Source organism: Streptomyces sp. CNX435, assembly GCF_059570575.1.
Genome location: NZ_JCANTA010000044.1, coordinates 1 through 26,803 on the forward strand (window position 1 = coordinate 1; position 26,803 = coordinate 26,803).

Here is a 26,803-nt window from a genome sequence, read left to right on the forward strand (position 1 = left end):
CTGCGGCTGACCGCCTTCGCCACCAACACCACCGGCATCCCCATCGCCGCCCTCGAACTGCGGCACCGCCAGCGCGCGAGGGCCGAGGACCGCATCCGCGCCGCCCGCGCCACCGGCCTGCGCAACCTGCCCCTGCACGACACCACCCAGAACCAGATCTGGTTGGAGATCGTCCAGATCGCCCTCGACCTCCTCGCATGGATGCCCATGCTCGCACTGAAAGGCGAAACACGCAGGTGAGAGCCCCGCCGGCTCCGGCTCCGCCTCTTCTCCGCCGCCGCCCAGATCGTCACCACCGCCCGCCGCCGGCACCTGAGATTCACCCGCCACTGGCCCTGGACCAACGTGATCACCGACGCCCTGGCACGACTCGAAGCTCTCCCGAACCCCGGCTGACCAGCACGTTCCCATCCCCGCGAGCAGCACCACCCGACCGGAGCCGTGGAACCCGGCGCCCACCCGACGCGACAGCCGGGCCATCAGCCTCACTACCACCAGCCCGAACACCGAAACGGCCCGCCGAACAAACCGACGGACCGTCACGAAAGATCGAGGTTAAGCTTCGCAACCCCCGCCCACGCGGCCGTCCTGGTCGTCGACGATCTCGCGGACGTACTCCGGCCAGCACCAGCGAGAGCACCACCGCGGCCTCGATCGACGGTCAGCGGCACGCCGCTTCCGTCAGCCGGCGAGCGTCAGGGCCTGGTCGCGGCGTAGTACGGCATGGTGTCGAGCCCGACGATCTCCACGTTCTTGCCGGTCCGCGGGGCGTGGATGGCCTTGCCGTCGCCGACGTACATGCCGTTGTGCTGGGTGCTGTTGTACCAGTAGATGATGTCGCCCGGCTGCAGGTCCGAGCGGTCGACCTGGCGGCCGGCGGAGTACTGCTGCTGGACGGTGCGGGGCAGTGAGACCCCGGCGGCCGCCCAGGCGGCACCCGTGAGGCCGGAGCAGTCGTAGGAGTCCGGGCCGGTGGCGCCCCACTCGTAGGGCTTGCCGAGCTGGGCGTAGGCGAACTCGATCGCGGTACGGCCGCGGCCGCTGGCCGGGCCGTTGTACGAGGCGGGGCTGTCGCTTGCTCCGGTGGCCTGGTCGGCCTTTTCTTCGGCGGCTTCGAGCTGTGCGCGCTGCTCCGCGGTGAGGGAGTTGAGCAGTTGCCGGGCCTCGGTCAGCTTGCTCTGGATCTCCCGCTTCTTGGTGCCGGCCTCCTTACGGGCCTGCTCGGCCTCCGCCAGCTTCTTCGCCGCCTCAGCGCGCTGGCGGGCCAGCTCGCGCTCTCCGGCTTCCAGGCTGCTGAGTTGGACGGCCTGGCGGCTGCTGACCCGGCCGAGCAACTCGGCCTCGCGGAGATAGGTGTCGGGGTCGCTGGACAGGAAGAGCTGGACGCTGGGGTCGAGTCCGCCGTCGCGGTATTGGGCGGCCGCGAGTGGGCCGAGGCTGCGGCGCAGTTCGTTGATCTCCGCCTGCTGGTCGGCGAGTCGCTGTTGTGCCCGGTCTGCCTGCCGTTGCAGCTTCTTCTGCTCCACCAGGACGGCGTTGTACTCCTCGGTCGGTACCTCCGCGGCGTGGTAGAGCTCCTCGACCTGCTGGCGCACCTCTTCGATGGAGGGCTTCGGCTCGGCTCCGGCCTGCGTCGGCAGCATGCTCACGGCCCCGGCGGTGGCGGCGAGGGCCGTGAGCCGGGCGCGGGTCGGGGGCTTGGGGCGGCGGTGCTTTCCCATCCTGCGGCTACTCCAGACCGTGGCGGGTATCGAAACTTCGTGCAACTTATCTGCTACGTAGATTAGCTGCAACTGCATCGCTCGATGACGGCTTCAGGTGTGGCGCGGGTAACGCAGTCATGGATTACTGCCGGGAGGGGTGGCTTCAGGCCGGAAGTCGCATAGCGGATGGGGGGCCGGTCCGGTCCGCAGGCGGCGGGCGCGCCGGGGCTTGCAGGATACCCCCCTAGGGTATTAGCTTGTGCATCGGTGAGAGCGGCGCACTTCCCTCGCGCCCCGCCTGCCTTCTGGAGGAAGAGAACCATGAGCGAGAGCCACTCCTGCTGCACCACCGACGGCAGCTGCGGCGGTGCCGCCACCGCGGACACCACCGCACCGCAGACCGGCGCGGTCTTCACCGTCAGCGGCATGACTTGCGCGCACTGCGAGACATCAGTCGCCAAGGAGGTCTCGGCCCTGCCGGGCGTGACCTCCGTCAAGGCCGACGCTGCCAGCGGAACGGTCGCCGTCGAAGCGGACCGCGCCCTCGACGACGGGGCGGTGCGCGCCGCGGTCGAGGAGGCCGGCTACAAGCTCGTCGGCAGGGCCTGACCCCTGCTGGGTCGGGCGGCGGCGCCCCTCCGCCGCCCGACCCGCATCGCACGACACCGGAGGAGAGCAGAGACGTGACCAGCACGGCACCTGAGACCCGACTCGCCGACCGTGAGGTCGAACTGGCCATCGGCGGGATGACCTGCGCCTCCTGCGCCGCGCGGATCGAGAAGAAGCTGAACCGCGTGGACGGCGTCACCGCCACCGTCAACTACGCCACGGAGAAGGCCAAGGTCACGTTCGCGGACGAGGTCGACGTGGCCGATCTGATCGGCACGGTCGAGAAGACCGGCTACACCGCCGAGGAGCGCAGGGCGCCGGAGCCCGACGACGCGGGCGCGGGGACAGGCGCGGACGCGGTCGGCGAGCGCGAGGCGGACCGGGCGGCGACGGAGCTCGCCGCGCTGCGGCACCGCACCTTCGTGTCGATCGCCCTCGCCCTGCCCGTCGTCGCCCTCGCCATGATCCCGTCGCTGCAGTTCGACAGCTGGCAGTGGCTCTCCCTCACCCTGGCCGCGCCGGCAGTCGTCTGGGGCGGCTGGCCCTTCCACCGGGCCGCCTACACCAACGCGCGGCACGGCGCCGCGACGATGGACACCCTGATCTCCGTCGGCACGCTGGCCGCGCTCGGCTGGTCGCTGTGGGCGCTGTTCCTCGGGGACGCGGGGATGCCCGGGATGCGGCACGGCTTCGACCTGACCGTCTCCCGCTCCGACGGCGCGTCGAACATCTACCTGGAGGCGGCGGCAGGCGTCACCGCGTTCATCCTCCTCGGCCGCTGGTTCGAGGCGCGTTCCAAGCGCAAGGCCGGCGCCGCGCTACGGGCCCTGCTGGAACTCGGCGCGAAGGACGTGGCAGTGCTGCGCGAGGGCCGCGAGATCCGTATCCCGGTCGGGCAGCTCGCGGTCGGCGACCGGTTCGTCGTACGCCCCGGCGAGAAGATCGCCACCGACGGGACCGTGGTCGACGGCACTTCGGCGGTGGACGCCTCGATGCTGACCGGCGAGTCCGTGCCCGTGGACGTGACGGCCGGGGACGCCGTGACCGGCGCGACCGTCAACACCTCCGGGCGGCTGGTCGTCGAGGCCACCCGCATCGGCGCCGACACCCAGCTGGCGCGGATGGCGAAGCTGGTGGAGGACGCGCAGAACGGCAAGGCCGAGGTGCAGCGCCTCGCTGACCGGATATCCGCGGTCTTCGTGCCGGTCGTCATCACCCTGGCCCTGGCCACCCTCGGCTTCTGGCTGGGCAGCGGCGAGGGCGCCGCCACGGCCTTCACCGCGGCCGTGGCCGTGCTGATCATCGCCTGCCCGTGCGCGCTCGGCCTGGCCACGCCGACCGCGCTGATGGTCGGCACGGGCCGCGGTGCGCAGCTCGGCATCCTCATCAAGGGCCCCGAGGTGCTGGAGTCGACGCGGCGGGTCGACACCGTCGTCCTGGACAAGACCGGCACCGTCACCACCGGAAGGATGGCGCTCGCCGGCGTGTACGCCGCGGAGGGCACCGACGAGAAGGAGTTGCTGCGGCTGGCCGGCGCGCTGGAGCACGCCTCAGAGCACCCGATCGCCCGCGCCATCGCCGACGGCGCGATCACCGGCGTAGGCGAACTGCCGGTGCCCGAGGGCTTCGAGAACGTCGCCGGTCTCGGCGTGCAGGGCGTCGTCGACGGACACGCGGTGGTCGTGGGACGCGAGCAGTTGCTGCGCGAGTGGGCGCTGGAGCTGCCAGAGGAACTGCGGGCCGCGAAGGACGCCGCGGAGGCAGAGGGCCGTACGGCCGTGGCCGTCGCCTGGGACGGCGAGGCGCGCGGCGTGCTCACCGTCGCCGACGCGGTCAAGCCCACCAGCGCCGAGGCGGTCGCGGAGCTGCGGCAGCTCGGGCTGACGCCGGTGCTGCTGACCGGCGACAACCAGGCCGTGGCCGAGTCCGTCGCCCGCGATGTCGGCATCGACGAGGTCATCGCCGAAGTCCTCCCGCAGGACAAGGTGGACGTCGTCAAGCGGCTGCAGGGCGAGGGCAGGTCGGTGGCGATGGTCGGCGACGGCGTCAACGACGCGGCGGCACTGGCCACGGCGGACCTGGGCCTGGCGATGGGCACAGGCACCGACGCGGCGATCGAGGCCGGCGACCTGACGCTGGTCCGCGGAGACCTGCGGGTTGCGGCAGACGCGATCCGGCTGTCGCGGAAGACCCTGGCCACGATCAAGGGCAACCTCTTCTGGGCGTTCGCCTACAACGTCGCGGCCCTCCCGCTGGCCGCGACCGGGATGCTCAACCCGATGATCGCGGGGGGCGCGATGGCCTTCTCCTCGGTCTTCGTGGTGACCAACAGCCTGCGGCTGCGACGGTTCCGCTGAGGCGGGGGGAGGGGCGGGTGCCGGCATGTGCGCCGGCACCCGCCCTGCCCGGTTCCGCAGGGTCAACGCACCACCAGGCGGCTCGCGGACGCGGCGCAAGTCGCGCGGAGAGACGGGGGCGGCCGCCGACGTGTCTCCGGTCGGCGGCAGCGCAGCCGGCGCCGCGCGGCGCAGCGCCCGGCGGAGAGCACGACGACCACGGGCGGCCGGATTCGGGCGACGAGTGCGTCGCCACGCAGCCGCAGACGCCCGTATCGTCGCGGTGCACCGGTGACGACGACTACCGGGCCGCACACGGCCTGCTCGACGCTCCGCCACCCGCCGAGCCGGACATCATCGGCCGGCCCGACGAGAAGGAGGTCGTGTGCTGAACCCGGTGCACCGCGGTGGCCGGCCACGTCTCTTCCCTCGCCCTGCCCGCCGGCCCGCGCGGGGAGGGGGAGCCGTGAGGAATACGATCACGCAAGTCAGCTCGTACGAGCGGGGCATGCAGCCGCTGGTGGCGAATCAGTTCACCATCAGCCTCGGCTTCGACAGCGGTGGTTCATCGCTTCGGGAGGCGCCCGGTCCGGGGCGTGCTGGGATATGACCTCTCAAGGAGGCTGTGTTGGCCTGGGAGATGGGGTTGCTCGGCTTTCTTGCCGGGCTCCTGATTTCGGTGGCCACCTCGCCGGTGGGCGTCTCCGGAGCGGTCTTCCTGCTGCCCGTGCAGGTCAGCATCCTGGGAGTGCCGAGCCCGGCGGTCACGCCGACGAACCTGCTGTACAACGTCGTGGCCGCCCCTGGCGCCCTCCTGCGGTACTGGCGAGCCGGTCGTCTGGGAGGACCGCTGACCCGCCTGCTCATCGCGGGTACCGTGCCCGGTGTTGTCATCGGCGCGGTGATCCGTGTCTTCGCCGTTCCGGGCCCTCAGGTCTTCCGCCTCCTGATCGCCGCGCTGCTGCTGCCGCTCGGGCTGTGGCTGTGGCTGCGGACCGTCCGCCCGGCACCAGCCCGCGCCACCCGCGAGCCGAAGCCCCGCACGACGACGTCGCTGGCACTGGCTGTCGGTGTCGCGGGGGGCATCTACGGGATCGGGGGCGGCTCCCTGCTCGGCCAGATCCTCGTCGGCCGCGGAGCGCCGGTGGCCACCGTCGCGCCCGCCGCTCTGGCCTCCACCTTCGTGACGTCCGTGGCCGGCGCGAGCACCTACGCGCTGCTGTCTGTGGCCGCCGCCGGTGCTGTCGCTCCCGATTGGCCGCTGGGCTTGTCCTGCGGGCTCGGCGGCCTGGCCGGCGGCTACCTCGGCGCCCGTATCCAGCCGCTCCTGCCCGAGACCGCGCTGCGGCTCCTGCTCGCCACCCTCGCCACAGGCATCGGCGCCCTCTACGTGCTCCAGACCCTGCACTGACCGGGCCGCTGGTGTAGAAGCGCTGTCCTTTCTGACGTAGCCAGCGTCATGCCGCCGCGCGAGATGACGTCGTTCGGCCCGAAGCCGGCGGTCGGCATGGTGCTCCGCGCCCTCGGGTAGCACGAGCCCGCGGTCGGGTTTCCCTCCTTGGTCCTCGGCCTGCTGAGCCTTCAGATCTGCCACGCCTCCCCCGCTGCAACAGCAGGCGCTGACGGGGGCACCGAGGCAGGCGCAGAAGATGCCTCGAACGCGGCGTCGCCATGGAGGTAGCGTCCCGGGGACGTGCCGACGGTCCGCCGGAACGCCGCGAGGAAGGCGCTCGATGTCGCGTATCCCACGGTGTGGGCGACCCGGGAGACGGGCTGGCCCTCGGCGAGCAGGGGCAGGGCGGCACGCAGCCGCACATGCGTGCGCCAGCGGTCGAAGTTCATGCCGGTGTCGTGGACGAACAGCCGGGTCAGGGTGCGCCGGCTCACCCCGACGGCCCGGGCGTGCCCGTCAAGGGTCCGCGGGTCCGCAGGGTCGGTGAGCAGCGCTTCGGCCACGGTGCGGACGCGGTCGTCGGTGGGCTGCGGCACGTCGATGGGCGTGGTCGGCAAGGGGCGCAGCAGATCCAGCACCACGGCCTCGGCCCGCAGCCGCGCGTCATCGGGGAGGTCCTTGCGGCTGAGATGGGCGATGAGGTGGGCGAGCAGCCCGTCGACGCCGACCGGCGTGGGCTCCGGCCACGCCAGATCGCACCGGTCCGGCTCGAAGTAGAGGCTGCACAACACCGCGTCGCGGGTCGCGCCGGTTCGGTGGACCACCCCCGCCGGCAGCCACAGCGCCCGTGTGCGCGGCAGGACCCAGTAGGCGTCGCCGACGGCGACGCCCAGCACACCGCGCCGCGCCCAGGCGAGTTGGTGCTGCGGGTGGCTGTGCGGGACGAACCACTGCCCGGGGGCCAGTGGAAAGGTCCCGACGACGATGGCCCCCACGCCGACCGGGACGGCTCCGAAGACGTCATCGCTCATGTTCCCAGCGTATGTCCTCGATGCGATATGACCTGGCCCTGTAGCGCATCGCGGCCAGCGCGGCGGGTGCATAGCGTCGTCTCATGCCGATCGATCATCCGCGCCATGGGCGCCACCGCAGTGTGTACGGCCCGTCTACGAGGACGGGGCGCCCGGCATGACGTCGGCACCGGCAGCGGCCACCGCTGAAGCCGTGGGGCGTCGTGGAGCGGCCCTGGTGGTCTTGTGCTTCGTGCAGTTCATGCTCGTCCTGGACGACAACGTGGTGAGCGTCGCGCTCCCCAGCGTGCGCGACGACCTCGGCTTCGGCACCGCGGGTCTGGCCTGGGTCGTCAACTCCTACTTCCTCGCCTTCGGCGGGCTGTTGCTGCTGTTCGGCCGCATGGCCGACCTGCTGGGCCGCAGGCGCGTCTTCCTGAGCGGCGTGGCGCTGTTCGGTGCGGCGAGCCTGGTCTGCGGGCTCGCGCAGGAGCCCTGGCAACTGGTGGCCGGGCGGTTCGTCCAGGGCGCGGGAGCGGCCATGGCCAGCCCTGCCGCACTGGCACTGATCGCGCTCCTTTTCCCAGGTACCCGCGAGCGCGCCAAGGCGTTCGGCATCTGGGGCGGGATCGCGGGTCTGGGCGGCACGGCGGGCCTGGTGATCTCCGGCGCGCTGACCGGCCTCGCGTCCTGGCGCTGGATCTTCCTGATCAACCTGCCCGTGGCCCTGGCGACCCTCGTGCTGCTCCCGCGCCTGGTCCCCGAGAGCCGGGCCGTGCGTACGGTACGCCTCGACATACCCGGTGCGGTACTGGGCACCGGTGCCGTGGTGTCCCTGGTCTACGGACTGCTCCAGACCAGCGAGTCGAGCTGGGGGGACACGGCCGCTGCCGGGCCGCTGGTTCTCGCCGTACTCCTGGCCGTCGCCTTCGTCGCCGTCGAAGCACGGACCGCCGAGCCACTGGTGCCGTTGTCGTTCCTGTCCTTCCGGTTCCGTGCCGTCGCCAACGGGACGACGCTGCTGTTCTCCGCCGCCATGTACGCGATGGCCTTCCTGCTGATGGTGCATCTGCAGACCGTGCTGGGCTACGACCCGCTCACGGCCGGCCTGGCCTACCTGCCCTACGGCGCAGGCATCCTGGCCGGCATGGGGCTCTCCTCCCGAGCGGTGCTCAGGCTCGGCACGCGCCCGGCCCTCGTCACGTCGTTCCTGATCACCGCGGCCGGACTGCTGATGCTGTCCGGCGTGGCGCCGGGTGACGGCTACGCTTCCGGCGTCCTGCCGGGGATGCTCGTCACGAGCCTGGGGTGCGGACTGAGCCTGCCCGCCCTGACGGTCGCGGCGCTCGCCGGCACCACCGGGGAGAACGCCGGGCTCGGCTCGGCCGTCCTCAGCTCTGTGCAACAGGTCGGAGGCGCCCTGGGGGTGGCGGTGCTCGTCGCCCTGGCCACGCGCCGCCGCGACGCGCTGACCGTACAGGAGGACCCCCTGCGCGCGGCGACGGAAGGCTTCTCGCTCGCGCTCACCGTCGCCGCCGCGCTCCTCGCGTGTGGCGCGGTCCTCATAGCCGCCCTGCTCGGGAAGAACCACCGCCCCGGGCACACGCTCGGCGCCGGAGAGGCCCCGGCCGAGCACGGGAACCGCACATGACCCCACGTCGAGCACGTGCGCCACGGCCCCACCGGCACGCCCTAGCCGGGTTCGCCGCCGGTCGGCGACCGGCTGTCCGCCGGTGGCCGGTCGGCGAACGGCCGGGAGGGGAAGCCCGTGTCGAAGTGCTGGTAGTCGGGGGTGTCGATGTTCTGCCAGATCCAGCCCGCGTCAGTGAACGTACGCCACACCATGCCGCCCTTGAGGATCTTGCCTTTCCCCGGTGTGCGCTCGCTGTGCTCCGGGCTCGGCTTCCAGCACGTGCAGCGCAGGTCTTTCCAGGGGTTCTCCAGCGGGTTGATGTCGATGGCGCGGCCGTTGGCGTGGGGCGACCTGGCGGGCGAGGCGTTGGCCTGACCCTGCCGGCGGCAGTTGAAGCCGGAGGTGTTGTCGGCCCTCATGCTCGCCCGGTCGTCGCCCCCGTACTCCTCCATCGACACCATCCGGCGGATCGGGAAGTGCGCCTCGAACAGCCGGGTGAAGATGCGGACGACGCTGCCGGCCACATCCTCGTGGACGATGAGGACGCCGTGGTGTACCCGGCCGTCGAAGCCCCAGTGGTCGAGCGACACCCGGCGCAGCCGCTCGCGGCCCACCGGGCAGCCCTCGCGCCACACGCCGGCGGCGGTGATACGGGCCCACTGGGCGTCGCCGATCTCGGACACCTCGGCATCGACAGTCGCAGCGGGAGAGGCCGAGCCGGACGGCGAGGCCGTGGGAGACGGGCTGGGACGAGGGGCGGCGGAGGTCGGCCGGGGCCGCTGCGGTGTGTCTGGCGGAGATTTGTCACTCGCGGAGGGCAAGCAGCCGGTGATGAGGAGGCCGGCGAGGGCCAGCAGCAGCGCGGTCCGCACGACCGACGCAGGCGCCCGGCCGCACGCGGGGACTGCGCTGTCGTCGCCGATCAACCGGGTCTCCCGTAGATGAGGGTTCGTTAAGCCGCGGGTGGCTGTCCTGGGCGGCGGGCCCGTGCCGTACGAGACCGCCGCCTCATGTGCCAGGTCCGTCGAGGCCGTCACTCCCGGTAGGCCACGAGGCCCATCATCCCGGCCTCCCCGTGGTAGACGTTGTGGCAGTGCACCAGCCACTGGCCGGGGTTGTCGGCGTCGAAGAGTACGGAGACCGTCTTCTTGGGCAGCACGATCGTGGTGTCCTTGCGCGCCCCGGAACCGCCGAGCTGGAAAGTGTGCCCGTGCAGATGCATCGGGTGCCACATGTCAGTGTTGTTGACGAAGTCGAGCCGCACCCGCTGTCCCTCCTCGATCAGGAACGGATCGGCGTCCGGCTCGTCCATGTCGAACTTCTTGCCGTTCAGGGACCAGTCGAACTTCTCCATGCCTCCGGACAGTTCGATCACGTGCCGCTGGTCCGTGTTCTGCGTGGGCAGGCGCATGTCCGCCGCGGCGCGCAGCCCGGCCGCGGTGAGCACCCGGCGGTCGAGCTCGCGCGGCCGGGTCCGGCGGGAAGGCATACGTCCCGAGGCGGTGCGGATCACCGCAAGGCCGGTTGCGTCCTTGCCCTCGGCCAGCGCCACCAGTGGGAAGACGCCGTCGCCGAGCGTGACCAGCACGTCGTAGCGTTCACCCATGCCGATCAGCAGCGCATCGGCCTCCTCCTGATCGATGGGGAAGCCGTCGGTGTGCGTGACCGTCATCCGGTGGCCGCCGAGCGCCACCCGGTACGCGGTGTCCCCGCCGGCGTTGACGAGCCGTAGCCGCACGCGTGCGCCCGGCCTGCTCCGGTAGACCTCGGGATCGTGCGAGACCCTCCCGTTGACCAGGTGGTGAGGGTACTTCACGTCCCCCGCGTCACCGCCGAGCAAGTCGCTCGTCGCGCCCATGAGCATGTGCTTCATCGACGTGCCGTCGCCTTCCTCGTCCATGTCGTGGCCGGGCATGTCGCCACCCGTGTCCATTCCGCCCATGCCCCGCCCGAGTTGGGTGAGCACCTCGTCCGGCGTCCCGGTGATCCCGTCGAGCCAGTCGTCGAGGACGACCACCCATTCCTCGTCGTACGCGAGCGGCTCCCTCGGGTCCTCGATGATCAGCGGGGCGTACAGTGCGCGGTCCAGCTGCACGCCGACGTGGGGATGGAACCAGTACGTGCCAGGCGTGCCGGCGACGAACCGGTAGGTGAAGGCCGAACCGGCCCGCACCGCCGCCTGGGTGGCCGGCGGGACACCGTCGGCGTCGTTGCGCAGGGCGAGGCCGTGCCAGTGGACGGAGGTGGCGGTCTTGCCCGGCAACTGGTTGACCAGCTCCGCGACCAGCGTGTCGCCGGCGGTGATCCGGACCTGCTTGCCGGGGATCCGGCCGTCGTACGCCCACGACTTGGCGCGCACGCCGCCGCCGAGGTCGAGCGTGGCCGGCGCCGCGGTCAGCGCGACCTGACGCTCCCGGCCGGTGCCGCCGCGCCGCTTCTCGGCGCGGGCGACCGCCGAGCCGGAAGGGCTGACCATCGCAGGTGAGCTGGCGGAGCCGCCGCAGGCGGCGAGCGTGCCGACGCCGGCGGCGCCGAGACCCGCGCGGATGAGTGTGCGGCGGTTGACGGTGTTCACGATGTGGTCCTCTTCTCGGCAGGACAGGCCGTGTCGGCATCGCCGCCCGCGGTGGCGGCACCCGGCTGGTGGACAAGCTTCTGGAAGCGCGCGAGGGCGGCATGGCGCTGCTCCGCCTCCTCGCCTCCCGCGGTCGTCACCTCGTCGGTCATCAAGGTGATCGACGTCACTGGGTCACCGCGAGACGCTTGGTGAAGGTCTTGCCGCCGTCCTCGGACTCGTAGATCCCGTCTTGGGTGGCGATCAGGACGTGGCCGGCGTCGACCGCGGTGAGGGCCTGCGGCTGGCCGCCGGGGACGGTGCCGGTCTTCTTCCAGGTGGTGCCGTCGTCGCTGCTGCGGTGCAGCGCGCCCGCGGGATCGATGCCGTACAGGGCACCGGTGGCCTTCCAGGAGACGAAGGTCATCGGGGGCTTCTCGCCGGCGGCGAACGTCGCGCCACCGTCGGTGCTGCGGGCGACGCCGTCCGGGGTGGTCGCGAGAACCAGCTCCGGGTCCTCGGGGCTGACCGCGATGTCGACGGCCTGCAGTTGCGCGCCGTCCTTCCACTTGACGCCGTCCTTGCTGGTGCGCAGGAGACCGTTCGTGGCGTCGTAGCCGTAGGTGGTGCCGTGGGCGTAGTCGAGTGCGTGGAAGTCGGTCTCGCCGGCCAGCGAGAGCGTCTTCCAGGTCTTCCCCGCGTCGGTGCTGCGGATCAGCCCCTTGTTGCCGGGTCCGCCCGCGTCGGGGGCGGGGTGGCCGCTGGCGAGGAAGGTGTCGGCCCCGGCGACGGTGAAGCCCATGAAGTCGTCCTTGCTGTCGCCGACGAGCCGGGGGCCGTCGCCGTCGCCGTCGGTGTAGATGCCCTCGTGGGTGGCGACGTACAGGCGCTGGTCGGCGGGGTCGAGGCCCAGGCCGTGGACGTGGCTGATGCGCACGTCCGCAGTCCCCTCGGCCTTGGGGCCGCTGCCGTCGCTGTCGGCGTCGGAGCAGGCGGCGAGGACGAGTGTGAGTGCCAGGGCGCCGCCGGCGACGGCGGGCTGCTTCGTCATGAGGATCCTTCGTGGTGTGCGGCCGGCGCCGCGGTCAGACGAGGGGGCGGGGTCCGCCGGGTCCCGCACCGGCAGGTGCGGGACCCGGCGGACCGGGGCAGGGCGTCACGGCTCAGAGCCGGTCGAGGATGTCCTGGAACTTCTCGACCTCGGCGGACTGGCCCTCGACGATGGCGCCGGCGAGCTTCTTGGCGTCGGCGTTCTCGCCGTTCTTCTGCTCGTCCTCGGCCATCGCGATGGCGCCCTCGTGGTGCTCGATCATCATCTCTGCGAAAGCGCGATCGAACTCCGCGCCCTGGGCGGACTCGAGCTCCTTCATGTCCTCCTCGGACATCATCCCGGACATCCCGGGATGATCCATCCCGTCCATGTCCGGCATCTCGGTGGGCTCGCCCCACTCCTTCAGCCAGCCGGTCATGGTCTTGATCTCCGGGTCCTGTGCCTTCTCGATCTGCTCGGCCAGTTTCTTGATCTCCGGGTCGGCGGCACGGTCGTCGGCCAGTTGGGCCATCTCCACGGCCTGCCGGTGGTGCGGGATCATGCTCTGGGCGAAGGTGACGTCCGCGTCGTTGAACTCGTCGGCCTGCCCGGCCTCCGCTGGAGCGGAGCTGCTGGAGTCGCCACCGTGGTCCATGCCGGACATGCCGGCCCCGCCGTCCCCGTCGTCGCCGCATGCGGCGAGCAGCAGGGCCCCGGCGGCGACGATGCCGACCCCGGCGGCGCGGCGGCTGCGGAAGCGCCCGAGTGCGCGCGTGGTGCTGGTCATGATGAATTCCTCGCTGTCGTGATCTACGGATGTACAGGACACGGCTGCACCGCCGGGTGCGCGAAGCGGCACGCCGGCGGGGCGGGGTCGGCCTATATCCGTAGGACCGAGAGACGGGCGAGGTCGGGTGGTCGTGGCGGCGGCGGGCGAGGCCGCATCGTGGCAAGAGTGCGGAGCAGTGCGTTCGCAGTACGGTTACCGCCGCTGCGGGCGAAGGCAGCGCGCAGCAGTGCGGCGAAGGCCCAGGTGCCGAGGATGGCCAGGCAGATGGAGGCCATGTCCATCCCGGTGGTCAGACCGTCGGTGACGGCGGCGCGCTCTGTGGTTGCCGACCCCGGGTCCGCCACCGCCTTCGCGGACGCGGCCCCGTGGCCCGTGGCGTCGTGGGCGGGGTCGGCAGCGGCGGCGAGCGTGCCGCCGGCGTGGACCGCGGAGCCCGTGGAGTGGCCGGACATCCCCTGACCTGAGGAGCCGTCGGGGTGGCCCGCGCTGTGCATGGCCACGATCCCGAGCGCGAGCACGCCGATGAACAGGAGGCGCCCTATGACGCCACCCGCTCGCGGCCAGGCGTTGCTCACGATCACGATCTCCTCTCCCTGCCGAGACTACCCAAGCCGGACGCTCACCGCCTCGGAACCCCTCCGAATTTCAGCTAAGCTACTTGGCATTTAAGAGGGGAGGGTCACGCATGCGTGACTGGACGCCGCGCCACTGGCTGATGGCGCTCGCGGTGGCGGTCGTGGCCGCCGTCGCCATCGGGGTGCCGACCGGCGTCGTCGGCACACCCTTCTACACCCGGATGACGCCGGTGCTGTGGTGGAACTACCCAGTGTGGGCGCTCACGTCCGCCCTTGAGGGGCTGCTCGTCGCGTCGTACGTACGGCATGGGCCGCCCGCACCGCGACCCGCTCCAGGCGGTCCGGCTGACGTCAGGCCCCGTCCCGCTCGCGCGGTCGTCGCCGGGCTGGTGTCCGCCTTCGCGGTCGGCTGCCCCGTCTGCAACAAGCTGGTCGTGCTGGCGCTCGGCGTCAGCGGCTCCCTGTCGTACTGGGCGCCCGTCCAGCCCGTGCTGGGCATCGCCTCCGTCGCCCTGCTGGCCTACGCCCTGCGGCGGCGCCTGCGCACGGCGGACGCCTGCCCGGTGCCCGCCCGACCCGGCTCGCCGGCCGACTACGATGGAGCTTGGCTGACCCCTCGGCCGACTGGGGAGGCCAGGAGCGAAGGGAGCGAGCGTGCGACAGCTCGGTGAGCTCGAGGCGGAGATCATGCACCGCCTGTGGGCCTGGGGCCGGCCGGCGACGGCACGTGACGTCCTCGTGGACCTCAACAAGAAGCGGCCCATCGCCTACAGCACGGTCAAGACCGTCGCCGACATCCTCTTCCGCAAGGGCCTGCTGACCCGTGAGAAGGAGGGCAGGGCCTGGGTGTACGAGCCGACCCTGACCCGCCAGCAGTACACCGCGGCGCTCATGCAGCAGGCCCTGGGCGGCAACCCGGATCCGGCCGGAGCGCTGGTCAGCTTCGTCGAGCAGATCTCGCCGGAAGAGGTGGAGGCGCTGCGCTCGGCCCTCCGCGCCGCCAAGCGCCGCAGCGGCGCGTGATCTCCCGGAGTCGCGCATGACCACCGTGCTCGTGCTGGCCGCCTACGCCGCCCTCGCCGGGGCGGTCGCTCCGTACGCGCTGGCGCGGGCGCAGTGGACACACCGCTCCCCGAGGGTCGCCGTGCTGGCCTGGCAGGGACTCGTGGCGACCTTCCTCGTGGCGACGGCGCTCGCCGTCTACCACCTCGTGCTCGTCGAGCAGCACGTGCACGGCGGCGTCGTCGGTCTGCTCAGCCTGTGCGGGCTGCCGGCGAACGCGGCCACCGGTGACGCGACCCCGACCCTGACCGACGCACTCCTGCTGGTGCCACCCGCGCTCATCGTCCTCGTCCCCGTCGGCTGGTTGCTGCTGGCGCTGCGCCAGACCGCCCGGGCACAGCGCCGCCACCTGGACATGCTCGCCCTGCTCGGCCGCCCGGCACCGGAGTACGGCGCCACCGTGGTGGACCTCGACGCCGCCGCCGTGTACTGCCTGCCCGGCCGTGCCCGGCGCATCGTGGTGACGCGGGGGGCGCTGGAGGTGCTCACCGACGAGCAACTGCGCGCGGTGCTCGACCACGAGCGGGCCCACATCGAGGGCCGTCACCACCTGCTGCACGCCGCGACCCGCGCCTTCGAGCGCGCGTACGGCCGGCTGCCGCTGGCCCGGCTGGCCCGTGAGCAGACGACGCTCCTGCTGGAGATGGTCGCGGACGACCGTGCGCTGTGCGCGCATCCGCGCGACGTCCTGGCGACCGCCATGTGCGAGGTCGCCGCCGGCCAGGCACCGCAGGCCGCCATCGGCGCGGGCGGCCCCGGCGCGCTCATCCGGCTGCGCCGGATGCTCGCCCCGCGCCCCAAACCCCGCCCGGTCACCGGCCTCGGTCTGGTCCTGGCGTCCCTCGCCGCACCGGCGCTGCCGCTGCTGCTGGCCTGCGGGCCGGCCGTCGGCTGACAACCGGCCCGCAGCACAACCCCCGCCTCCGCGCACCCGCCGCCGAGCGCAACGTCGGCCGTGAGCCTTCCCCGCCGTACCGGGGAGCGGCGGGGAAGGCTGTCGGGATGGACACCAGCGTACTGTTAAATTGCTTAGCGGTATAGCAGATCGAGGTCACGGGAGTGCGCAGGCACATGTGCGGAACCCTCAGGAAGACGCCGGTCTCAGCGACGGGTGAGATAGGCGCGCATCGCGCGGTGCAGCGCGCGGTTGACCGGGCCGTCGAGTGGCAGCTCCCACTCGCCGAGGGTCTCGGCCACCTGGCCGCCGGTGCCGAGCTTCCAGCGCATCAGCCCGTACGGCCGGTCCGCGGGGTCGAGGGTGTCGGGCACGCCGCGCATGTCGTACACCTCCGCGCCGCTGCCGAGGACGTCGCGCAGCATGCGCCACTGCAGGGCGTGGCTGGGGCGGACCTCGCGCCGGTGGTCGGCGGAGGCGCCCGTGACGTACCAGGCGCGGCTGCCCAGCGTGACGAGGGTGTGGGCGGCCAGGGTCTCCCCGTCGTGCCGGGCGAGGTAGAGCCGCATCCGCCCCGGTGCCTCCGCGTTCATCTCCGCGTACTGCCGCTCGAAGTACTCCAGCGACCGGCCCAGGGAGAAGCCGTCCCGCCGCTCCGTGACCGTCAGCAGGTCGTGGAAGACCGACATCTGTCCGGCATCGCCGATCTGGACGCTGACCCCGCTCTTCACCGACTTCCTCACGTTGCGCCGCCACTCCTGGCTGAAGCCCGACCACACGTCGTCCATGCCGCGGCCGGCCAGCGGTATCTCGAAGAGGTGGCGCGGCTGCGCGTCCTCGGCACACCGCGTCCAGCCGGCCTCGCGCAACCATTCGGCCACCGAGGCGCCCACCGGGTCGACCACGTCGGCCACGACTTCGCCGATGCGGCGTCCCGGGCCCACCGCGCCCTTCAGCGTCGCCGCCGTCCAGCGGCGGTAGGCCAGCGGCGGCCCCATGCGCACGGCGAACGCGCCGGCCCGGCCGAGGTGTTCGAGCATCGGGTCGAGCCAGCGGTCCAGGCCGGCGGCCGACCAGTCCAGCACCGGCCCTTCCGGTACGTACGCGAAGGTGCGCCGCGCGCCGGGCAGCCGCCGGTGCAGCACCAGGGCCGCACCGAGCTGGCGACCGTCCGCGTCGAACCAGCCGAGCCGTTCGGCGCTCCACTCGGGCTTCACGCGCGCCCACGCAGCGGTCTGCAGGAAGCTCACGGCGCCGGGGCCGCCTCTCAGGCTGCGGTAGCGCAGGTAGTCGGTGTGCCGGTCGGGCGAGGTGGGCGCCACGGTCAGCGTCGGGGATCGGTGCGGCGCGGGTGTCGTCACCGTCACGAAGACCTCCTCAGGGCGAGTCGGGACCCTCACGCGGGAGGGGGCGGGACCTGCCCGCTCACCTGGGACACGCCTGGGGGCACGGCCGCGTGACAGATGGATTCGGCGCGCCCTCGCGGCAGCAGGTGCCGCCGGACGGGAAGGGGGTGAGAGCGGCGACCGCCCGCGGCGGCGGGGCGAGCATGGTGCTGGGCTCGCTGGTCTCCCGGCTGACGGGGTTCGTCCGCAGCGCCGTCGTGGTCGCCGCGCTCGGCACCGGGCTGGTGGGTGACGCCTACAACGTCGCCAACACCGTGCCCAACATCCTGTACATCCTGCTGCTCGGCGGCGCGCTCAACTCGGTCTTCATCCCCGAGCTGGTGCGCGCGGCGGTCCGGGACCGCGACGGCGGCGCCGCGTACACCGACCGGCTGCTCACCGCATGCACGCTCGCCCTCCTGGCGATCACCGCCGCTGCCGTGCTCGCCGCGCCGTGGATCGTCGGCGCCTACACCGACTACACCGGCGCGCAGCGCGACCTCACCGTGGCCCTGGCCCGCTTCTGCCTGCCGCAGATCCTCTGCTACGGCCTGTTCACCCTGCTCGGCCAGGTACTGGGCGCCCGCGACCGGTTCGGCGCCATGATGTGGACCCCGGTCCTGAACAACCTCGTCGTCATCGCCGTCTTCGGCACGTATCTGGCCGTCGCGGTCGGCGCCTCCGACGCGACGGAGGTGACCGACCGGCAGATGCTCCTGCTGGGTCTGGGCAGCACCGCCGGCATCGCCGTGCAGGCGCTGGCCCTGCTGCCGTCGCTGCGCGCGGCCGGCTTCCGCTTCCGCCCCCGCTTCGGCTGGCGTGGCTCCGGGTTGACCCGGCCGCTGAAGGCCGCGATCTGGACCGTGCTGCTGGTGCTGGCCAACCAGGTGGCGTACTGGGTGGTGACCCGGCTGTCCACCTCCGTGGGCGTGCGCGCGGTGCGGGAGGGCATCGAGGAGGGCGTCGGTTACACCGCCTACAGCAACGCCTATCAGCTGTGGGTCGTGCCCCAGGGCGTGATCACCGTCGCGCTCGTCACCGCCCTGCTGCCCGCCATGAGCCGCTCCGCCGTCGCGGGCGACACCGTCCGGCTGGCCGTCGACCTGGGTCGCGGCCTGCGCCGGTCGGCCGTCGCGGTGGTGCCCGCCGCGGTCGTCTTCCTGGTCCTGGCGCCGCAGGTCGTGGGTGTCGCTTACCAGTACGCCGAGGTGGACGAGGCCGACGCCGGCGCGATCGCCCGCGTCCTCGTCGCGTTCGCCCCCGGACTGCCCGCGTTCGCGGCCCAGTACGCCCTGGCCCGCGGCTTCTACGCGCTCTCCGACACGCGCACCCCGTTCCTGCTCACCCTGGTGATCGCCGGCGCCAACGCGGCCGGCACGGCCGCGGCGTACGCCCTGCTGCCCGCCCGGCACGCCGTCACCGGGATGGCCGCCGCCTACGCCGTCGCCTGCACCCTCGGCGTGTTCTGCACCGCCCGCACGCTGCACCGGCGGCTGCGCCGCACCGGCCCCCGCAACCGGGGGCTGCGCGGGCAGCGCGTGCTCGCCACCCACCTGGCTCTGGTCGCCGCCTGTGCCCCCGGGGCGCTCGCCGCGTATCCCCTCGCCCACTGGGCCAACCGCCGGTGGGGCACCGGCCCGCCCGGCGACCTAGGCGGCCTCGTCCTCGGCGCCGCCGTCATCGCCCTGTCCGTTCTCCTGCTGTCCCGTCTGCTGCGCATCCCCGAAGTGGGCGAGCTCACCGTGCCGCTGACCCGGCGCCGCCGGCGACGTGGCGGTCGCCGCCGGCGAGGTGGCGGCCGCCACCGCAGAGCGGTGGGCTGATGAGCGCCGAACGGTATGCCCCGCAGCACGACTTCGACCGCTGCTACGCCGACGGCGCCCGCCGCCTCATCGCCGCCGTCTACGCGATGACCGGCGACGCCGCCGAGGCCGAGGACGCCGTGCAGGAGGCGTATGCCCGCGCCTGGCAGCGCTGGGACAAACTCACTGCCGGCGGCCGGGACCCGAACCCCTGGATCCGCACCGTCGCGATGCGCCTGGCCGTCAGCTCCTGGCGCAAGTCCCGCAACCGGGTCCGCGCCCACTTCCGCCACGGTCCACCCCCCGACCTGCCGGGTGTCGGCCCCGACCACGTCGCCCTGGTCGCCGCGCTGCGCCGGCTCCGCCCCGACCAGCGGCGCGCGGTCGTCCTGCACCACCTGCTGGACCTGCCGATCGCCACCGTCGCCCGCGAGACGGGCGCCACCGCCGCGACTGTACGCACACGGCTGCACCGCGCCCGTCGCGCCCTGGCCGCCGACCTCACCGACGAGGCCGGCCCGCCGCCGCGCGCCGCGTATCCTCCGGGACGCGAGCCCCGCGGGCTCGCGGAGGAGGTGACGGCCCGTGGCTGACCAGCCGGACATCGGCGCGCGACTGCGGCACCTCGGCGACGCCGTGGAGGGCGCCGCCGCACCCCCGGGACCGGCCGCAGCCCGCCGCCGGGCCGCCCGCCGCCGGACCCGCCGCAGGGGCGCGGCCGGGCTGGCTGGCGCCGTACTCGCCGTCAGCGGCTGGCTGCTCGTCCCGGCGGTCACCGCTCCCGGCGGCGAGGCGCCTCCTCAAGCCCGTACGAACTACGTGGCGGCTACCGCCGTGCTGCCCGCCCCCGAGGAGGACGGCCGGCTGACGCGCGCCTCCCTGCTGGGCCCGTCGGCGCTGCCCTGGCACGACGCCTACCACTGGCGCCCCGCTGGAACAGCGGCGCACCACGGCCCGCCGACGGCTCTGCTGGGCGGCTGTGCCCTGCCGCCCCCGGCCGGGAATGCGCCGGACACGGTCACCGCGGCGTACTCCGGCCGCGGCGGGGCGTACGCAGAGCACCGGATCGCCCGCTACGGCGGCACGGACCGGGCGGCCGCGGCCATGGCCGCCTTCGAGCAGGCCCTGCGCTCGTGCGGCTGGCATCCGGCCGCGGTACGCCACCACGGCAATGACCCGCGTCCCGACGCCGCGCACGAATATGTCCTGACCTCCGCGGGCAGTACCGCCCGGGTCACTCTGGTGCGCTCAGGGGAGCGGTTCGCGGTGCTCCTCGTCTCGGTTGGTGATCACGCCGACGCCCGTACCCGCGACTGCCTTGAAGGCAGCGTCCAGGACGGCGGTGACACCGGTTGCCGTGCGGCGACCGGCCCCGGCCAGCAGGGACCCTAAGTCGAGCGCTCCTCCGGCCGGTCCGGCGGCGTCGACCCCGGGCGCCGGTCGCGATGCAGTCGCGCGAGGATCTGCTCTCGGGTCACGGCGTGGCTGCGGCCGTGTTCGTGCGCGTGCTCACGGACATGGTCCTGGACCCGGAGGACGAGGTCGTCCTCGTCCGCACCGGTGATGGCCCGGTGGCAGTGTCGGCAGGTCAGGCTGAAGGTCATCGAGCCCCCTGGCGCGGCCGGTCGCCGATGGCCGGGGCTGACTGCGCGGCTCCGCCCTCCGCGGTGCGCGGTTGAGCACGCTCGTCGGCCTGCTTGCGCCATCCGTACCGGGTCAGACCGCGGGGCTTGAACACCGACAGGAGCGTGGCGGCGAGCAGCACCATCAGGCCGCCTACGGAGTGGAGCAGCGTGCCCGGCAGGTCGCGCGGGTCGGCGCCGGAGGCCGCCACGTGCGCGAGGTGGTCCGTGGTCTGCGTCTCCACGAGCAGGACGCCGGTGGCGAATGCGGTGAGCAGCAGCTTCACCAGGACCCAGTAGTGCCGGAACAGGCCCCAGGACGTGCCCAGGGCCTGCACGGTCCCAGTGAGCAGGGAAGCCAGCGCCAGCGGCACGATGACGTAGGAGACGGTCAGCCCCATGGCGACGTAGGCGGCCCGTACCGTCTCGACGTCCCGGCCGCTGACTGCGGCGATGTCGAGGGCCGCGTACGCGCCCACCGCGCCGAGCCAGCCGACCGACGAGACGACGTGGACGAAGAGCGCGGCCTTGCGCAGGCGGGGCGGCATGGTCATGCGCGACCGGTCCCTGGAACGACCTGTGCGGGGGCCGGATCGACCGGCGGCGCCCCGGTGCTGCCCGTGTGCCGGCCGGGTCCGTGCTCGCCGCCGAGGCCGGTGAGCATCACGACGAGGCCGATCAGCAACAGGGCGCCGACCGTGAACGCGGTCAGCTTGAGCCAGCGGGGCATGCCCGGTGGCGGGGTGCGGCCGCGGCCCGGCCGGGTTTCGTCCGTGGCGGAACTGCGCGTCGGATCGGCCATGACGGTCCTCCAAGTCGGGCGGCAACTGGATTTTACAAGACACATTGTCTATCACAAGGCAAAGTGTCCCGACACCGCCGTTGCGTATACTGATCCGGTGCCGAAGCTGTGGAACCAGACGATCGAGTCGCATCGCCAGGCGGTGCGCGAGGCGATCCTGCAGGCCACCTGGTCGCTGGCGACCCAGCACGGGCCTATGTCGGTGACGATGTCGCAGGTCGCGGAGCGGGCGGGCATCGGCCGCGCCACGCTGTACAAGTACTTTCCGGACGTCGAGTCGATTCTCGTCGCGTTCCACGAAGATCACGTCAGCGCCCACCTCGACCAACTCACGCGACTGCGCGAAGGGCCGGGCGACGCCGGACGGCGGCTGGAGGCGGTCCTGGAGCGCTACGCCCTCATCTGCCACCATCGCGGCCGGCACGGCGAGGAGCTGTTCGCCCTGCTGCACCGCGGCCGGGTCGTCGCCGACGCGGAACAGCAACTGGTCGGCCTGCTCCGGGACCTCCTGGCCGAGGCCGCCGAGGCTGGAGCCGCGCGGGACGACGCGGGTCCCGATGAGCTCGCACGCTACTGCCTGCACGCGCTGGCCGCGGCCGGTGAGCTGCCGTCCCAGGCTGCGGTGCGCCGGCTGCTGGCGGTCACTCTGGACGGACTTCGCCCGCGCTGACCCGCTCGCGAAGGGTGCGCGCACACCACGACCGCGACCGCCGGCGCCGATGGCGACCACGGACTCGGGCGGCACTCGGAGCTGATCGGCGTAAGTGATCGCTAAGTGCTTTAGCCACCCGACGCCGAGCATGTCACGCCGAACCGGAGGCGGCCCGGGCAGTCCTGAACGGCATGCCCGGAACGGGTGACCGCTGCGCCGGAACCGCGGACAACCGCGGCGCGTCCACTAAGATGTTTAACAGAAATTGCCGAAGACGGAGGCACGCCCATGATCACTTCCCGCATATCGAGGCGACCTGCCCAGGCCATCCGCGCCGCCGCGCTGGCCGCCGTCGCGGCTCTTGCCCTCGTCGCCTGCACCGATGCCGCGGGCTCTGACAAGGACTCGGAGGAGGGCGGCGGAGCCGGCGGGGACGACCCGCGCCCCACGAGGATCACGGTCACCCCCGGCTCCGCTGCCACCGCCGTCGCCACGGAGGACAAGGTGACCGTTCGGGCCTCCGACGGCGGCGAACTCACCTCTGTGAAGGTGACCGCAACCGGCCCCGGCAGGCTCGACGGGAAGCTGTCGGGCGACAAGGACACCTGGTCGTCGAGCGAGCCGCTCGCGCCCGGTGTCACGTACACCGTCGTCGCCGAGGCCACGGGCGAAGACGCCGAGCCGGTCTCCGAGAAGACCACCTTCACCACCGAAGATCCGGCTGAAGAGGACACCTTCGTCGGCGAGTACAACGTCGACAAGGGTTCCACCGTGGGCGTCGCCCTCCCGGTCTCGATCGTGTTCAACAAGCCCATCGACGACAAGGCCGCCGTCGAGCGCGGCCTCTCGGTCACCGCCGACCCCGGCGTGGAGGGGGCGTGGAACTGGATGAAGGACCGCGACGGCCGGGACAGGATCGACTACCGGCCCGAGGAGTACTGGAAACCGGGCACGGAGGTCACGCTGCGCATCAACCTGGACGGCGTCGACGCGGGCGACGGCCTGTACGGAACCCAGACCCGCAAGATCGACTTCACCGTCGGCGACGCCGTCGTCAGCACCGTCGACGTCGTGAAGAAGACCATGGCGGTCGAGAAGAACGGCAAGCTCCTGCGCACCCTGCCGATCTCGGCAGGCAAGAAGGGCTTCGAGACCTGGAACGGCACCATGGTCGTGCTGAGCAAGGTGCCCAGCATCCGGATGAACTCCGAGACCGTCGGGATATTCGGGCCCGAGGCGTACGACCTCAAGGACGTCAAGTGGGACGTCCAGCTCACCCCGTCCGGCACCTACGCGCACGCCGCGCCGTGGAACGACGGCAAGTTCGGCCAGGTCAACGGCAGTCATGGCTGTATCGGGATGAGCACGTCCGACGCCAAGTGGTTCTACGACCAGGTCCACTTCGGCGACCCCGTCACCGTCGTCAAGTCCACGGACACGGTCCCGGTGAACAACGGCTATGGCGCCTGGAACGTCGACTGGGACAAGTGGCAGGCGGGCAGCGCCCTGCGGTAACCCCCGATCCGCGTGCCCGGGCGGGACGAGGATGGCTCCCCGTCAACCACAGGCCGCCCGGGCGCGCATCCTTGCGAGGCGCGTAAAGCCCCAGCGCCGCTCTGGCTCGTCCGGTGTGGTGACGCCGGATTCCGTAGCCGACAGATCGTCCCCCATGTCGACGGTGACGCCGACCGTCCCCACGCGACCCACAGCGGGCTGCGGGTCGAACCGCACTCGCACACCTCACTTGCCGCGGCGCAGCAGCGCCACCGCGACACCGCCGCCCAGTGCGACGACGGCGAGCCCGCCGACGAGCGCGTTGGCCATCCCGGCGTTGAACGCCGCGCGCGCCGCCTCGGCCAGCTCGGCGCCCTGCACACCCCCGACCTGGTCGGCGGTGTGCAGGGCGCCGGCCAGCGAGTCGCGGGCGGCGTCGGCGGCCCCGGGGGGCAGCCCTTCGGTGGCCTCGCCGACGTCCGCGCGGTAGGTGGAGTTGAAGACGCTGCCGAGGACGGCGATGCCGAGGACGCCGCCGAACTCGCGGGTGAGGTCGTTCAGGGCGGAGGCGACGCCCTGCTTGTCGGGAGGGAGCGCGGCGACGATGGCCTCGGTCGCCGGGGTCGCGGCGAAGGCGATGCCGGCGCCGAGGAGCACGGTGGATGCGAGGAAGGCCCCGATCCCGGAGCCGTCGATGACGGCGGCCAGCACGAGGAGCCCGGCGGCGATGAGCGCCATGCCGAGTCCGATGACCGCGGCCATGCCGTACCGCTTGGCCAGCGCGGGCGCGACGGGAGAGAAGACGATCGCGCCGACGGCCATGGCGACGAGCGCGAGCCCGGCGCGCAGGGGCGAGTAGCCCAGGATCTCCTGCAGGTACTGCAGGCCCAGGAAGAAGAACCCGAACATCGCGAGCGTCTCCGCCGTGATGACCAGGGAGCCGGCCGAGACGCCCCGCAGGCGGAACACCCGCAGGTCGAGCAGCGGATACGGGGTACGCAACTCCCACCGTACGAACGCGCCCAGCGCCACGGCACCGGCGGCGAAGCCGGCGAGCACCGCGCCGTGGGCCCAGCCGAGCTCAGGGCCCTCCACGATCCCGAAGACCACCGCGCCGATGCCGGTCACGGACAGCAGGGCGCCCACGACGTCCAGCGGCACGGCGACGGCGGCGCGGGAGGCGGGCGCGAGCGCGGCGGCGGCGACCAGGGCGACCGTGGCGAGCGCGGCGTTGGCGGCGAACACCGAGCGCCAGGAGTACGCCTCCAGCAGCCCGCCGGCGACCAGCACGGCCAGCAGCGCGGAGCCGAAGCTGACCCCGGACCAGATGCCGACGGCCCGGCCCCGGTGCTCCGGCGGGTAGACGGCGGTGATGATCGACAGGGTCATCGGCATGACGAGGGCCGCACCGACGCCCGCCGCGCCGCGGAGCACGATGACCAGAGTCACGTCGTCGACGAGGAGCACGGCGGCGGAGGCGAGTCCGAAGGCGGCAAGTCCGGCCAGCAGCACGCCCTTGCGTCCGTACCGGTCGCCGAGCGCGCCGCCGGCCAGCAGCAGGCCGGCGAAGGTGACGCCGTACGCGTTCATGATCCACTGCAGCTCGGACTCGGTGGCGCGCAGCTCGCGGGCCATGTCCGGCACCGCCACCAGCAGCGAGGCGAGCATGCCGACGACCACGGCGAGCGCGAGGCACATCACGGTCAGCACGGCCGTCCGGCGGCCGGGACTCACCGCGGAGACGGTCGGTGGTGCGGTGCTGGGCGGCATGGATCGACTCCGTTCAAACGACTGATTCAATCAATCGTTTAAATTCGTAGCACGCCTTCGTTGCCGGATTCAAGCGAGCGTTTTAAACTCGTGCTCGATGACCACACCCCGTGCCGCCCCCACCCCCACCCCCACCCGCACCCGCCTCCTCGACGCCGCCGAGCGTCTCTTCGCCGAGCACGGCTTCACCGCCGCTTCCCTGCGCACCGTGACGGACGCCGCCGGCGCCAACGTGGCCGCGGTGAACTACCACTTCGGCTCCAAGGAGGGGCTGCTGCGCGCCGTCGTCGAGCGCGCCATGACCGCGGTCAACAAGGAGCGGCTGCGCCTGCTCGATGAGCTCCGCGCCACCGGCCGCCCGCCCACCGTGGCGGAGCTGGTGCGCGCCTTCGTCGAGACGGGGGCGCGCGTCGCCGGGCCGGAGGAGGGCGGCGCCGGCTTCCGGCGGTTCCTCGGCCGGGTCGTCTGCGAGCCGGACCCGGCGATCCGCAAGCTGTTCGGCGCGGAGGTCGCCCCGGTGGAGGGCGAGTACCTCAAGGCCCTCACCGCGGCCCTGCCGCACCTCGCCCCCGACGAGGTGGCCTACCGCTACCGCGCCATGGTCGGCCTCCTGGCCCTCCACCAGTCCGGTACCCTGGCCGACTTCCACCCGGGCCCACGCCCGGACGCCTCCGACACCCCGGAGAACTCGGATTCCACGGCCGGCAATGCCGACCAGCCCGACGACGTGGAGCGCCTGACGGCCTTTCTCGCCGCGGCCTTCGAAGCCCCCGCGACATCGGCAACATGGTGATCTTCTGGTGCGACCTGCCGGTAGCGGCTGTCGCTCACCGGCACGGGCGCGGGCCCGACTTTCTTGCTCCGACGACCTGGGCGACCCGGATCAGGCAGGGCGCACGCGCTGCGACGCATCAGGGTGCCGACGAGTTCGAGGGCGGAGGGCTCTTCGGGTTCCGCATCTGAGCTGTGGACGCAGTAGCGGCTCGGATACGGAAGCCGCAGCCGGTGGCAGCCACGATCCGCGTGGGCATGAGGCGTGGCGCGCACGGAGGCCGCCGCGGGGATCATCTCCCAGCGCGACGGCCCGTGTTCGGTTTGCTCCGGGGTGCTACTGGATCGCCCGGTGCTCAGCGGCTCACCTCCTCGGCCGACTCCTTCACGCCGGCGTCGCGGACCGCCGGACGGCTGCCGCGGCGGCCCATCAGCAGTGCGGTCAGCAGCGCACCCGCCGCCGCCACTCCGGCGGCTCCGGTGAACGCCGCGCTGAACCCGTCGGTGAGCGCCGGCAGATCGCCGAGCCGGTCGGCGCCCTGCGAGGTGGCCAGCGCGGTGAGCGCGGCGAGGCCGAGGGCGGAGCCCACCTGGTACGTGGTGTTGACGATGCCGGACGCCAGCCCGGCCTGCTCCTGCGGAACGCCGGACATCGCCGCCATCAGCCCCGGGATGTACGCCAGCGACATGCCCAGCGCCGCCACCAGCGAGGCGGGCAGGACATCGACCGCGAACGACCCGGTGGGCCCGACCGCCGACAGCCACAGCAGCCCGGCGGCCAGCGTCAGCAGCCCGACGACCAGCAGCGGCTTGGGCCCGAACCGGCCGAGCAGCCGCGCGGCCAGCAGGGTCATGACGACCATCAGCAGCCCGGTCATCGGCAGCAGCGCGGCGCCGGAGGCGAAGGCCCCGTAG

General features: G+C 72.7%; 27 protein-coding genes and 1 pseudogene. 14 read left to right on the plus strand and 14 right to left on the minus strand.

Going from position 1 to position 26,803, the window contains the following annotated elements; translation table 11 throughout:
* A pseudogene (locus tag T328_RS35120) lies at positions 1–396 on the plus strand (transposase); the annotation flags it as partial.
* 299 nt (positions 397–695) lie between these two features.
* On the opposite strand, the gene T328_RS35125 reads toward T328_RS35120, so the two are convergent.
* Positions 696–1,721: a C40 family peptidase gene (locus tag T328_RS35125; RefSeq protein ID WP_496500327.1), complete on the minus strand. Its 1,026-nt coding sequence runs from the start codon at positions 1,719–1,721 to the stop codon at positions 696–698.
* Positions 1,722–2,024: 303 nt separating this feature from the next.
* Here T328_RS35125 and T328_RS35130 point away from each other — a divergent pair, with 303 nt between their 5' ends.
* The 3 genes from T328_RS35130 to T328_RS35140 all read left to right on the plus strand — a co-directional run bounded on the left by T328_RS35130 (position 2,025) and on the right by T328_RS35140 (position 6,059).
* Positions 2,025–2,312 (plus strand): heavy-metal-associated domain-containing protein, encoded by a 288-nt coding sequence (locus tag T328_RS35130; protein WP_496500328.1) that lies wholly within the window; start codon positions 2,025–2,027, stop codon positions 2,310–2,312.
* Positions 2,313–2,386: 74 nt separating this feature from the next.
* Positions 2,387–4,669: a heavy metal translocating P-type ATPase gene (locus T328_RS35135; protein ID WP_496500329.1), complete on the plus strand. Its 2,283-nt coding sequence runs from the start codon at positions 2,387–2,389 to the stop codon at positions 4,667–4,669.
* Between the two features lie 607 nt (positions 4,670–5,276).
* Positions 5,277–6,059, plus strand: coding sequence for a TSUP family transporter (locus T328_RS35140; RefSeq protein ID WP_496500330.1), 783 nt, complete (start codon positions 5,277–5,279; stop codon positions 6,057–6,059).
* 170 nt (positions 6,060–6,229) lie between these two features.
* Here T328_RS35140 and T328_RS35145 read toward each other — a convergent pair whose 3' ends face one another.
* On the minus strand, positions 6,230–7,072 hold the full coding sequence (locus tag T328_RS35145; RefSeq protein ID WP_496500331.1) for a helix-turn-helix transcriptional regulator: 843 nt from the start codon (positions 7,070–7,072) through the stop codon (positions 6,230–6,232).
* A gap of 157 nt (positions 7,073–7,229) precedes the next feature.
* Here T328_RS35145 and T328_RS35150 point away from each other — a divergent pair, with 157 nt between their 5' ends.
* Positions 7,230–8,702: an MFS transporter gene (locus T328_RS35150; RefSeq protein ID WP_496500332.1), complete on the plus strand. Its 1,473-nt coding sequence runs from the start codon at positions 7,230–7,232 to the stop codon at positions 8,700–8,702.
* 41 nt (positions 8,703–8,743) lie between these two features.
* Here the strand turns inward: T328_RS35150 and T328_RS35155 are convergent, their stop codons facing one another.
* From T328_RS35155 to T328_RS35180, 6 genes are all read right to left on the minus strand, one after another.
* On the minus strand, positions 8,744–9,367 hold the full coding sequence (locus tag T328_RS35155; protein WP_496500333.1) for a M15 family metallopeptidase: 624 nt from the start codon (positions 9,365–9,367) through the stop codon (positions 8,744–8,746).
* A gap of 350 nt (positions 9,368–9,717) precedes the next feature.
* Positions 9,718–11,259, minus strand: a complete 1,542-nt coding sequence (locus T328_RS35160) for a multicopper oxidase family protein (RefSeq protein ID WP_496500334.1) — start codon at positions 11,257–11,259, stop codon at positions 9,718–9,720.
* Positions 11,256–11,429 (minus strand): hypothetical protein, encoded by a 174-nt coding sequence (locus T328_RS35165; RefSeq protein ID WP_496500335.1) that lies wholly within the window; start codon positions 11,427–11,429, stop codon positions 11,256–11,258. Before T328_RS35165 ends, T328_RS35160 begins: the two co-directional genes overlap by 4 nt.
* On the minus strand, positions 11,426–12,289 hold the full coding sequence (locus tag T328_RS35170; RefSeq protein ID WP_496500336.1) for a F510_1955 family glycosylhydrolase: 864 nt from the start codon (positions 12,287–12,289) through the stop codon (positions 11,426–11,428). Before T328_RS35170 ends, T328_RS35165 begins: the two co-directional genes overlap by 4 nt.
* Positions 12,290–12,401: 112 nt before the next feature.
* Positions 12,402–13,055, minus strand: coding sequence for a DUF305 domain-containing protein (locus T328_RS35175; protein WP_496500337.1), 654 nt, complete (start codon positions 13,053–13,055; stop codon positions 12,402–12,404).
* Between the two features lie 92 nt (positions 13,056–13,147).
* Positions 13,148–13,639: a DUF6153 family protein gene (locus tag T328_RS35180; protein WP_496500338.1), complete on the minus strand. Its 492-nt coding sequence runs from the start codon at positions 13,637–13,639 to the stop codon at positions 13,148–13,150.
* 104 nt (positions 13,640–13,743) lie between these two features.
* Between T328_RS35180 and T328_RS35185 the strand changes: the two genes are divergently transcribed.
* The 3 genes from T328_RS35185 to T328_RS35195 are packed head-to-tail and all read left to right on the plus strand — an operon-like array spanning position 13,744 to position 15,590.
* On the plus strand, positions 13,744–14,304 hold the full coding sequence (locus tag T328_RS35185) for a hypothetical protein (RefSeq protein ID WP_496500339.1): 561 nt from the start codon (positions 13,744–13,746) through the stop codon (positions 14,302–14,304).
* Positions 14,288–14,656 carry a BlaI/MecI/CopY family transcriptional regulator gene (locus tag T328_RS35190; protein ID WP_496500340.1) on the plus strand — a complete coding sequence of 123 codons (369 nt, stop codon included), beginning with the start codon at positions 14,288–14,290 and terminating at the stop codon, positions 14,654–14,656. Before T328_RS35185 ends, T328_RS35190 begins: the two co-directional genes overlap by 17 nt.
* Positions 14,657–14,672: 16 nt before the next feature.
* A complete protein-coding gene (locus T328_RS35195) occupies positions 14,673–15,590 on the plus strand; it encodes a M56 family metallopeptidase (RefSeq protein WP_496500341.1) in 918 nt (305 codons plus the stop codon).
* 206 nt (positions 15,591–15,796) lie between these two features.
* Here T328_RS35195 and T328_RS35200 read toward each other — a convergent pair whose 3' ends face one another.
* On the minus strand, positions 15,797–16,957 hold the full coding sequence (locus tag T328_RS35200) for a lipid II:glycine glycyltransferase FemX (RefSeq protein WP_496500342.1): 1,161 nt from the start codon (positions 16,955–16,957) through the stop codon (positions 15,797–15,799).
* A gap of 89 nt (positions 16,958–17,046) precedes the next feature.
* On the opposite strand from T328_RS35200, the gene murJ reads away from it, so the two are divergent.
* The 3 genes from murJ to T328_RS35215 are packed head-to-tail and all read left to right on the plus strand — an operon-like array spanning position 17,047 to position 20,169.
* Positions 17,047–18,798, plus strand: a complete 1,752-nt coding sequence (gene murJ, locus T328_RS35205; RefSeq protein ID WP_496500343.1) for a murein biosynthesis integral membrane protein MurJ — start codon at positions 17,047–17,049, stop codon at positions 18,796–18,798.
* Entirely contained in the window at positions 18,798–19,370 is a 573-nt protein-coding gene (locus T328_RS35210; RefSeq protein ID WP_496500344.1) for a SigE family RNA polymerase sigma factor, read from the plus strand. The genes murJ and T328_RS35210 overlap by 1 nt, the downstream gene beginning before the upstream one ends.
* A complete protein-coding gene (locus T328_RS35215) occupies positions 19,363–20,169 on the plus strand; it encodes a hypothetical protein (RefSeq protein WP_496500345.1) in 807 nt (268 codons plus the stop codon). The genes T328_RS35210 and T328_RS35215 overlap by 8 nt, the downstream gene beginning before the upstream one ends.
* Here the strand turns inward: T328_RS35215 and T328_RS35220 are convergent.
* From T328_RS35220 to T328_RS35230, 3 genes are read right to left on the minus strand one after another with little or no spacing between them, the layout of a single operon-like run.
* On the minus strand, positions 20,166–20,381 hold the full coding sequence (locus T328_RS35220) for a hypothetical protein (protein WP_496500346.1): 216 nt from the start codon (positions 20,379–20,381) through the stop codon (positions 20,166–20,168). The two genes, T328_RS35215 and T328_RS35220, sit on opposite strands and share 4 nt — an antisense overlap.
* Positions 20,378–20,953 carry a hypothetical protein gene (locus tag T328_RS35225; RefSeq protein WP_496500347.1) on the minus strand — a complete coding sequence of 192 codons (576 nt, stop codon included), beginning with the start codon at positions 20,951–20,953 and terminating at the stop codon, positions 20,378–20,380. The genes T328_RS35220 and T328_RS35225 overlap by 4 nt, the downstream gene beginning before the upstream one ends.
* Positions 20,950–21,201: a hypothetical protein gene (locus tag T328_RS35230; protein ID WP_496500348.1), complete on the minus strand. Its 252-nt coding sequence runs from the start codon at positions 21,199–21,201 to the stop codon at positions 20,950–20,952. The genes T328_RS35225 and T328_RS35230 overlap by 4 nt, the downstream gene beginning before the upstream one ends.
* A gap of 97 nt (positions 21,202–21,298) precedes the next feature.
* Between T328_RS35230 and T328_RS35235 the strand changes: the two genes are divergently transcribed.
* Positions 21,299–21,871, plus strand: a complete 573-nt coding sequence (locus T328_RS35235) for a TetR/AcrR family transcriptional regulator (protein WP_496500349.1) — start codon at positions 21,299–21,301, stop codon at positions 21,869–21,871.
* A 270-nt stretch (positions 21,872–22,141) separates the two neighbouring features.
* On the plus strand, positions 22,142–23,368 hold the full coding sequence (locus tag T328_RS35240; RefSeq protein WP_496500350.1) for a L,D-transpeptidase: 1,227 nt from the start codon (positions 22,142–22,144) through the stop codon (positions 23,366–23,368).
* 225 nt (positions 23,369–23,593) lie between these two features.
* Here the strand turns inward: T328_RS35240 and T328_RS35245 are convergent, their stop codons facing one another.
* A complete protein-coding gene (locus tag T328_RS35245) occupies positions 23,594–25,117 on the minus strand; it encodes an MFS transporter (protein ID WP_496500351.1) in 1,524 nt (507 codons plus the stop codon).
* A 97-nt stretch (positions 25,118–25,214) separates the two neighbouring features.
* Between T328_RS35245 and T328_RS35250 the strand changes: the two genes are divergently transcribed.
* Complete coding sequence (locus tag T328_RS35250) at positions 25,215–25,910, plus strand: TetR/AcrR family transcriptional regulator (RefSeq protein WP_496500352.1); 696 nt, start codon at positions 25,215–25,217, stop codon at positions 25,908–25,910.
* A 334-nt stretch (positions 25,911–26,244) separates the two neighbouring features.
* Here the strand turns inward: T328_RS35250 and T328_RS35255 are convergent.
* Positions 26,245–26,803: MFS transporter (locus tag T328_RS35255; protein ID WP_496500353.1), on the minus strand; the 559-nt coding region annotated here is incomplete at its 5' end.

Excerpts from the sequence above, each read along its gene's own strand:
- T328_RS35125 (WP_496500327.1), bottom strand. The coding sequence starts at position 1,721 with ATGGGAAAGCACCGCCGCCCCAAGCCCCCGACCCGCGCCCGGCTCACG.
- T328_RS35130 (WP_496500328.1), top strand. The coding sequence starts at position 2,025 with ATGAGCGAGAGCCACTCCTGCTGCACCACCGACGGCAGCTGCGGCGGT.
- T328_RS35145 (WP_496500331.1), bottom strand. The coding sequence starts at position 7,072 with ATGAGCGATGACGTCTTCGGAGCCGTCCCGGTCGGCGTGGGGGCCATC.
- T328_RS35150 (WP_496500332.1), top strand. The coding sequence starts at position 7,230 with ATGACGTCGGCACCGGCAGCGGCCACCGCTGAAGCCGTGGGGCGTCGT.
- T328_RS35170 (WP_496500336.1), bottom strand. The coding sequence starts at position 12,289 with ATGACGAAGCAGCCCGCCGTCGCCGGCGGCGCCCTGGCACTCACACTC.
- T328_RS35175 (WP_496500337.1), bottom strand. The coding sequence starts at position 13,055 with ATGACCAGCACCACGCGCGCACTCGGGCGCTTCCGCAGCCGCCGCGCC.
- T328_RS35185 (WP_496500339.1), top strand. The coding sequence starts at position 13,744 with ATGCGTGACTGGACGCCGCGCCACTGGCTGATGGCGCTCGCGGTGGCG.
- T328_RS35195 (WP_496500341.1), top strand. The coding sequence starts at position 14,673 with ATGACCACCGTGCTCGTGCTGGCCGCCTACGCCGCCCTCGCCGGGGCG.
- T328_RS35210 (WP_496500344.1), top strand. The coding sequence starts at position 18,798 with ATGAGCGCCGAACGGTATGCCCCGCAGCACGACTTCGACCGCTGCTAC.
- T328_RS35220 (WP_496500346.1), bottom strand. The coding sequence starts at position 20,381 with ATGACCTTCAGCCTGACCTGCCGACACTGCCACCGGGCCATCACCGGT.
- T328_RS35225 (WP_496500347.1), bottom strand. The coding sequence starts at position 20,953 with ATGACCATGCCGCCCCGCCTGCGCAAGGCCGCGCTCTTCGTCCACGTC.
- T328_RS35230 (WP_496500348.1), bottom strand. The coding sequence starts at position 21,201 with ATGGCCGATCCGACGCGCAGTTCCGCCACGGACGAAACCCGGCCGGGC.
- T328_RS35240 (WP_496500350.1), top strand. The coding sequence starts at position 22,142 with ATGATCACTTCCCGCATATCGAGGCGACCTGCCCAGGCCATCCGCGCC.
- T328_RS35245 (WP_496500351.1), bottom strand. The coding sequence starts at position 25,117 with ATGCCGCCCAGCACCGCACCACCGACCGTCTCCGCGGTGAGTCCCGGC.
- T328_RS35250 (WP_496500352.1), top strand. The coding sequence starts at position 25,215 with ATGACCACACCCCGTGCCGCCCCCACCCCCACCCCCACCCGCACCCGC.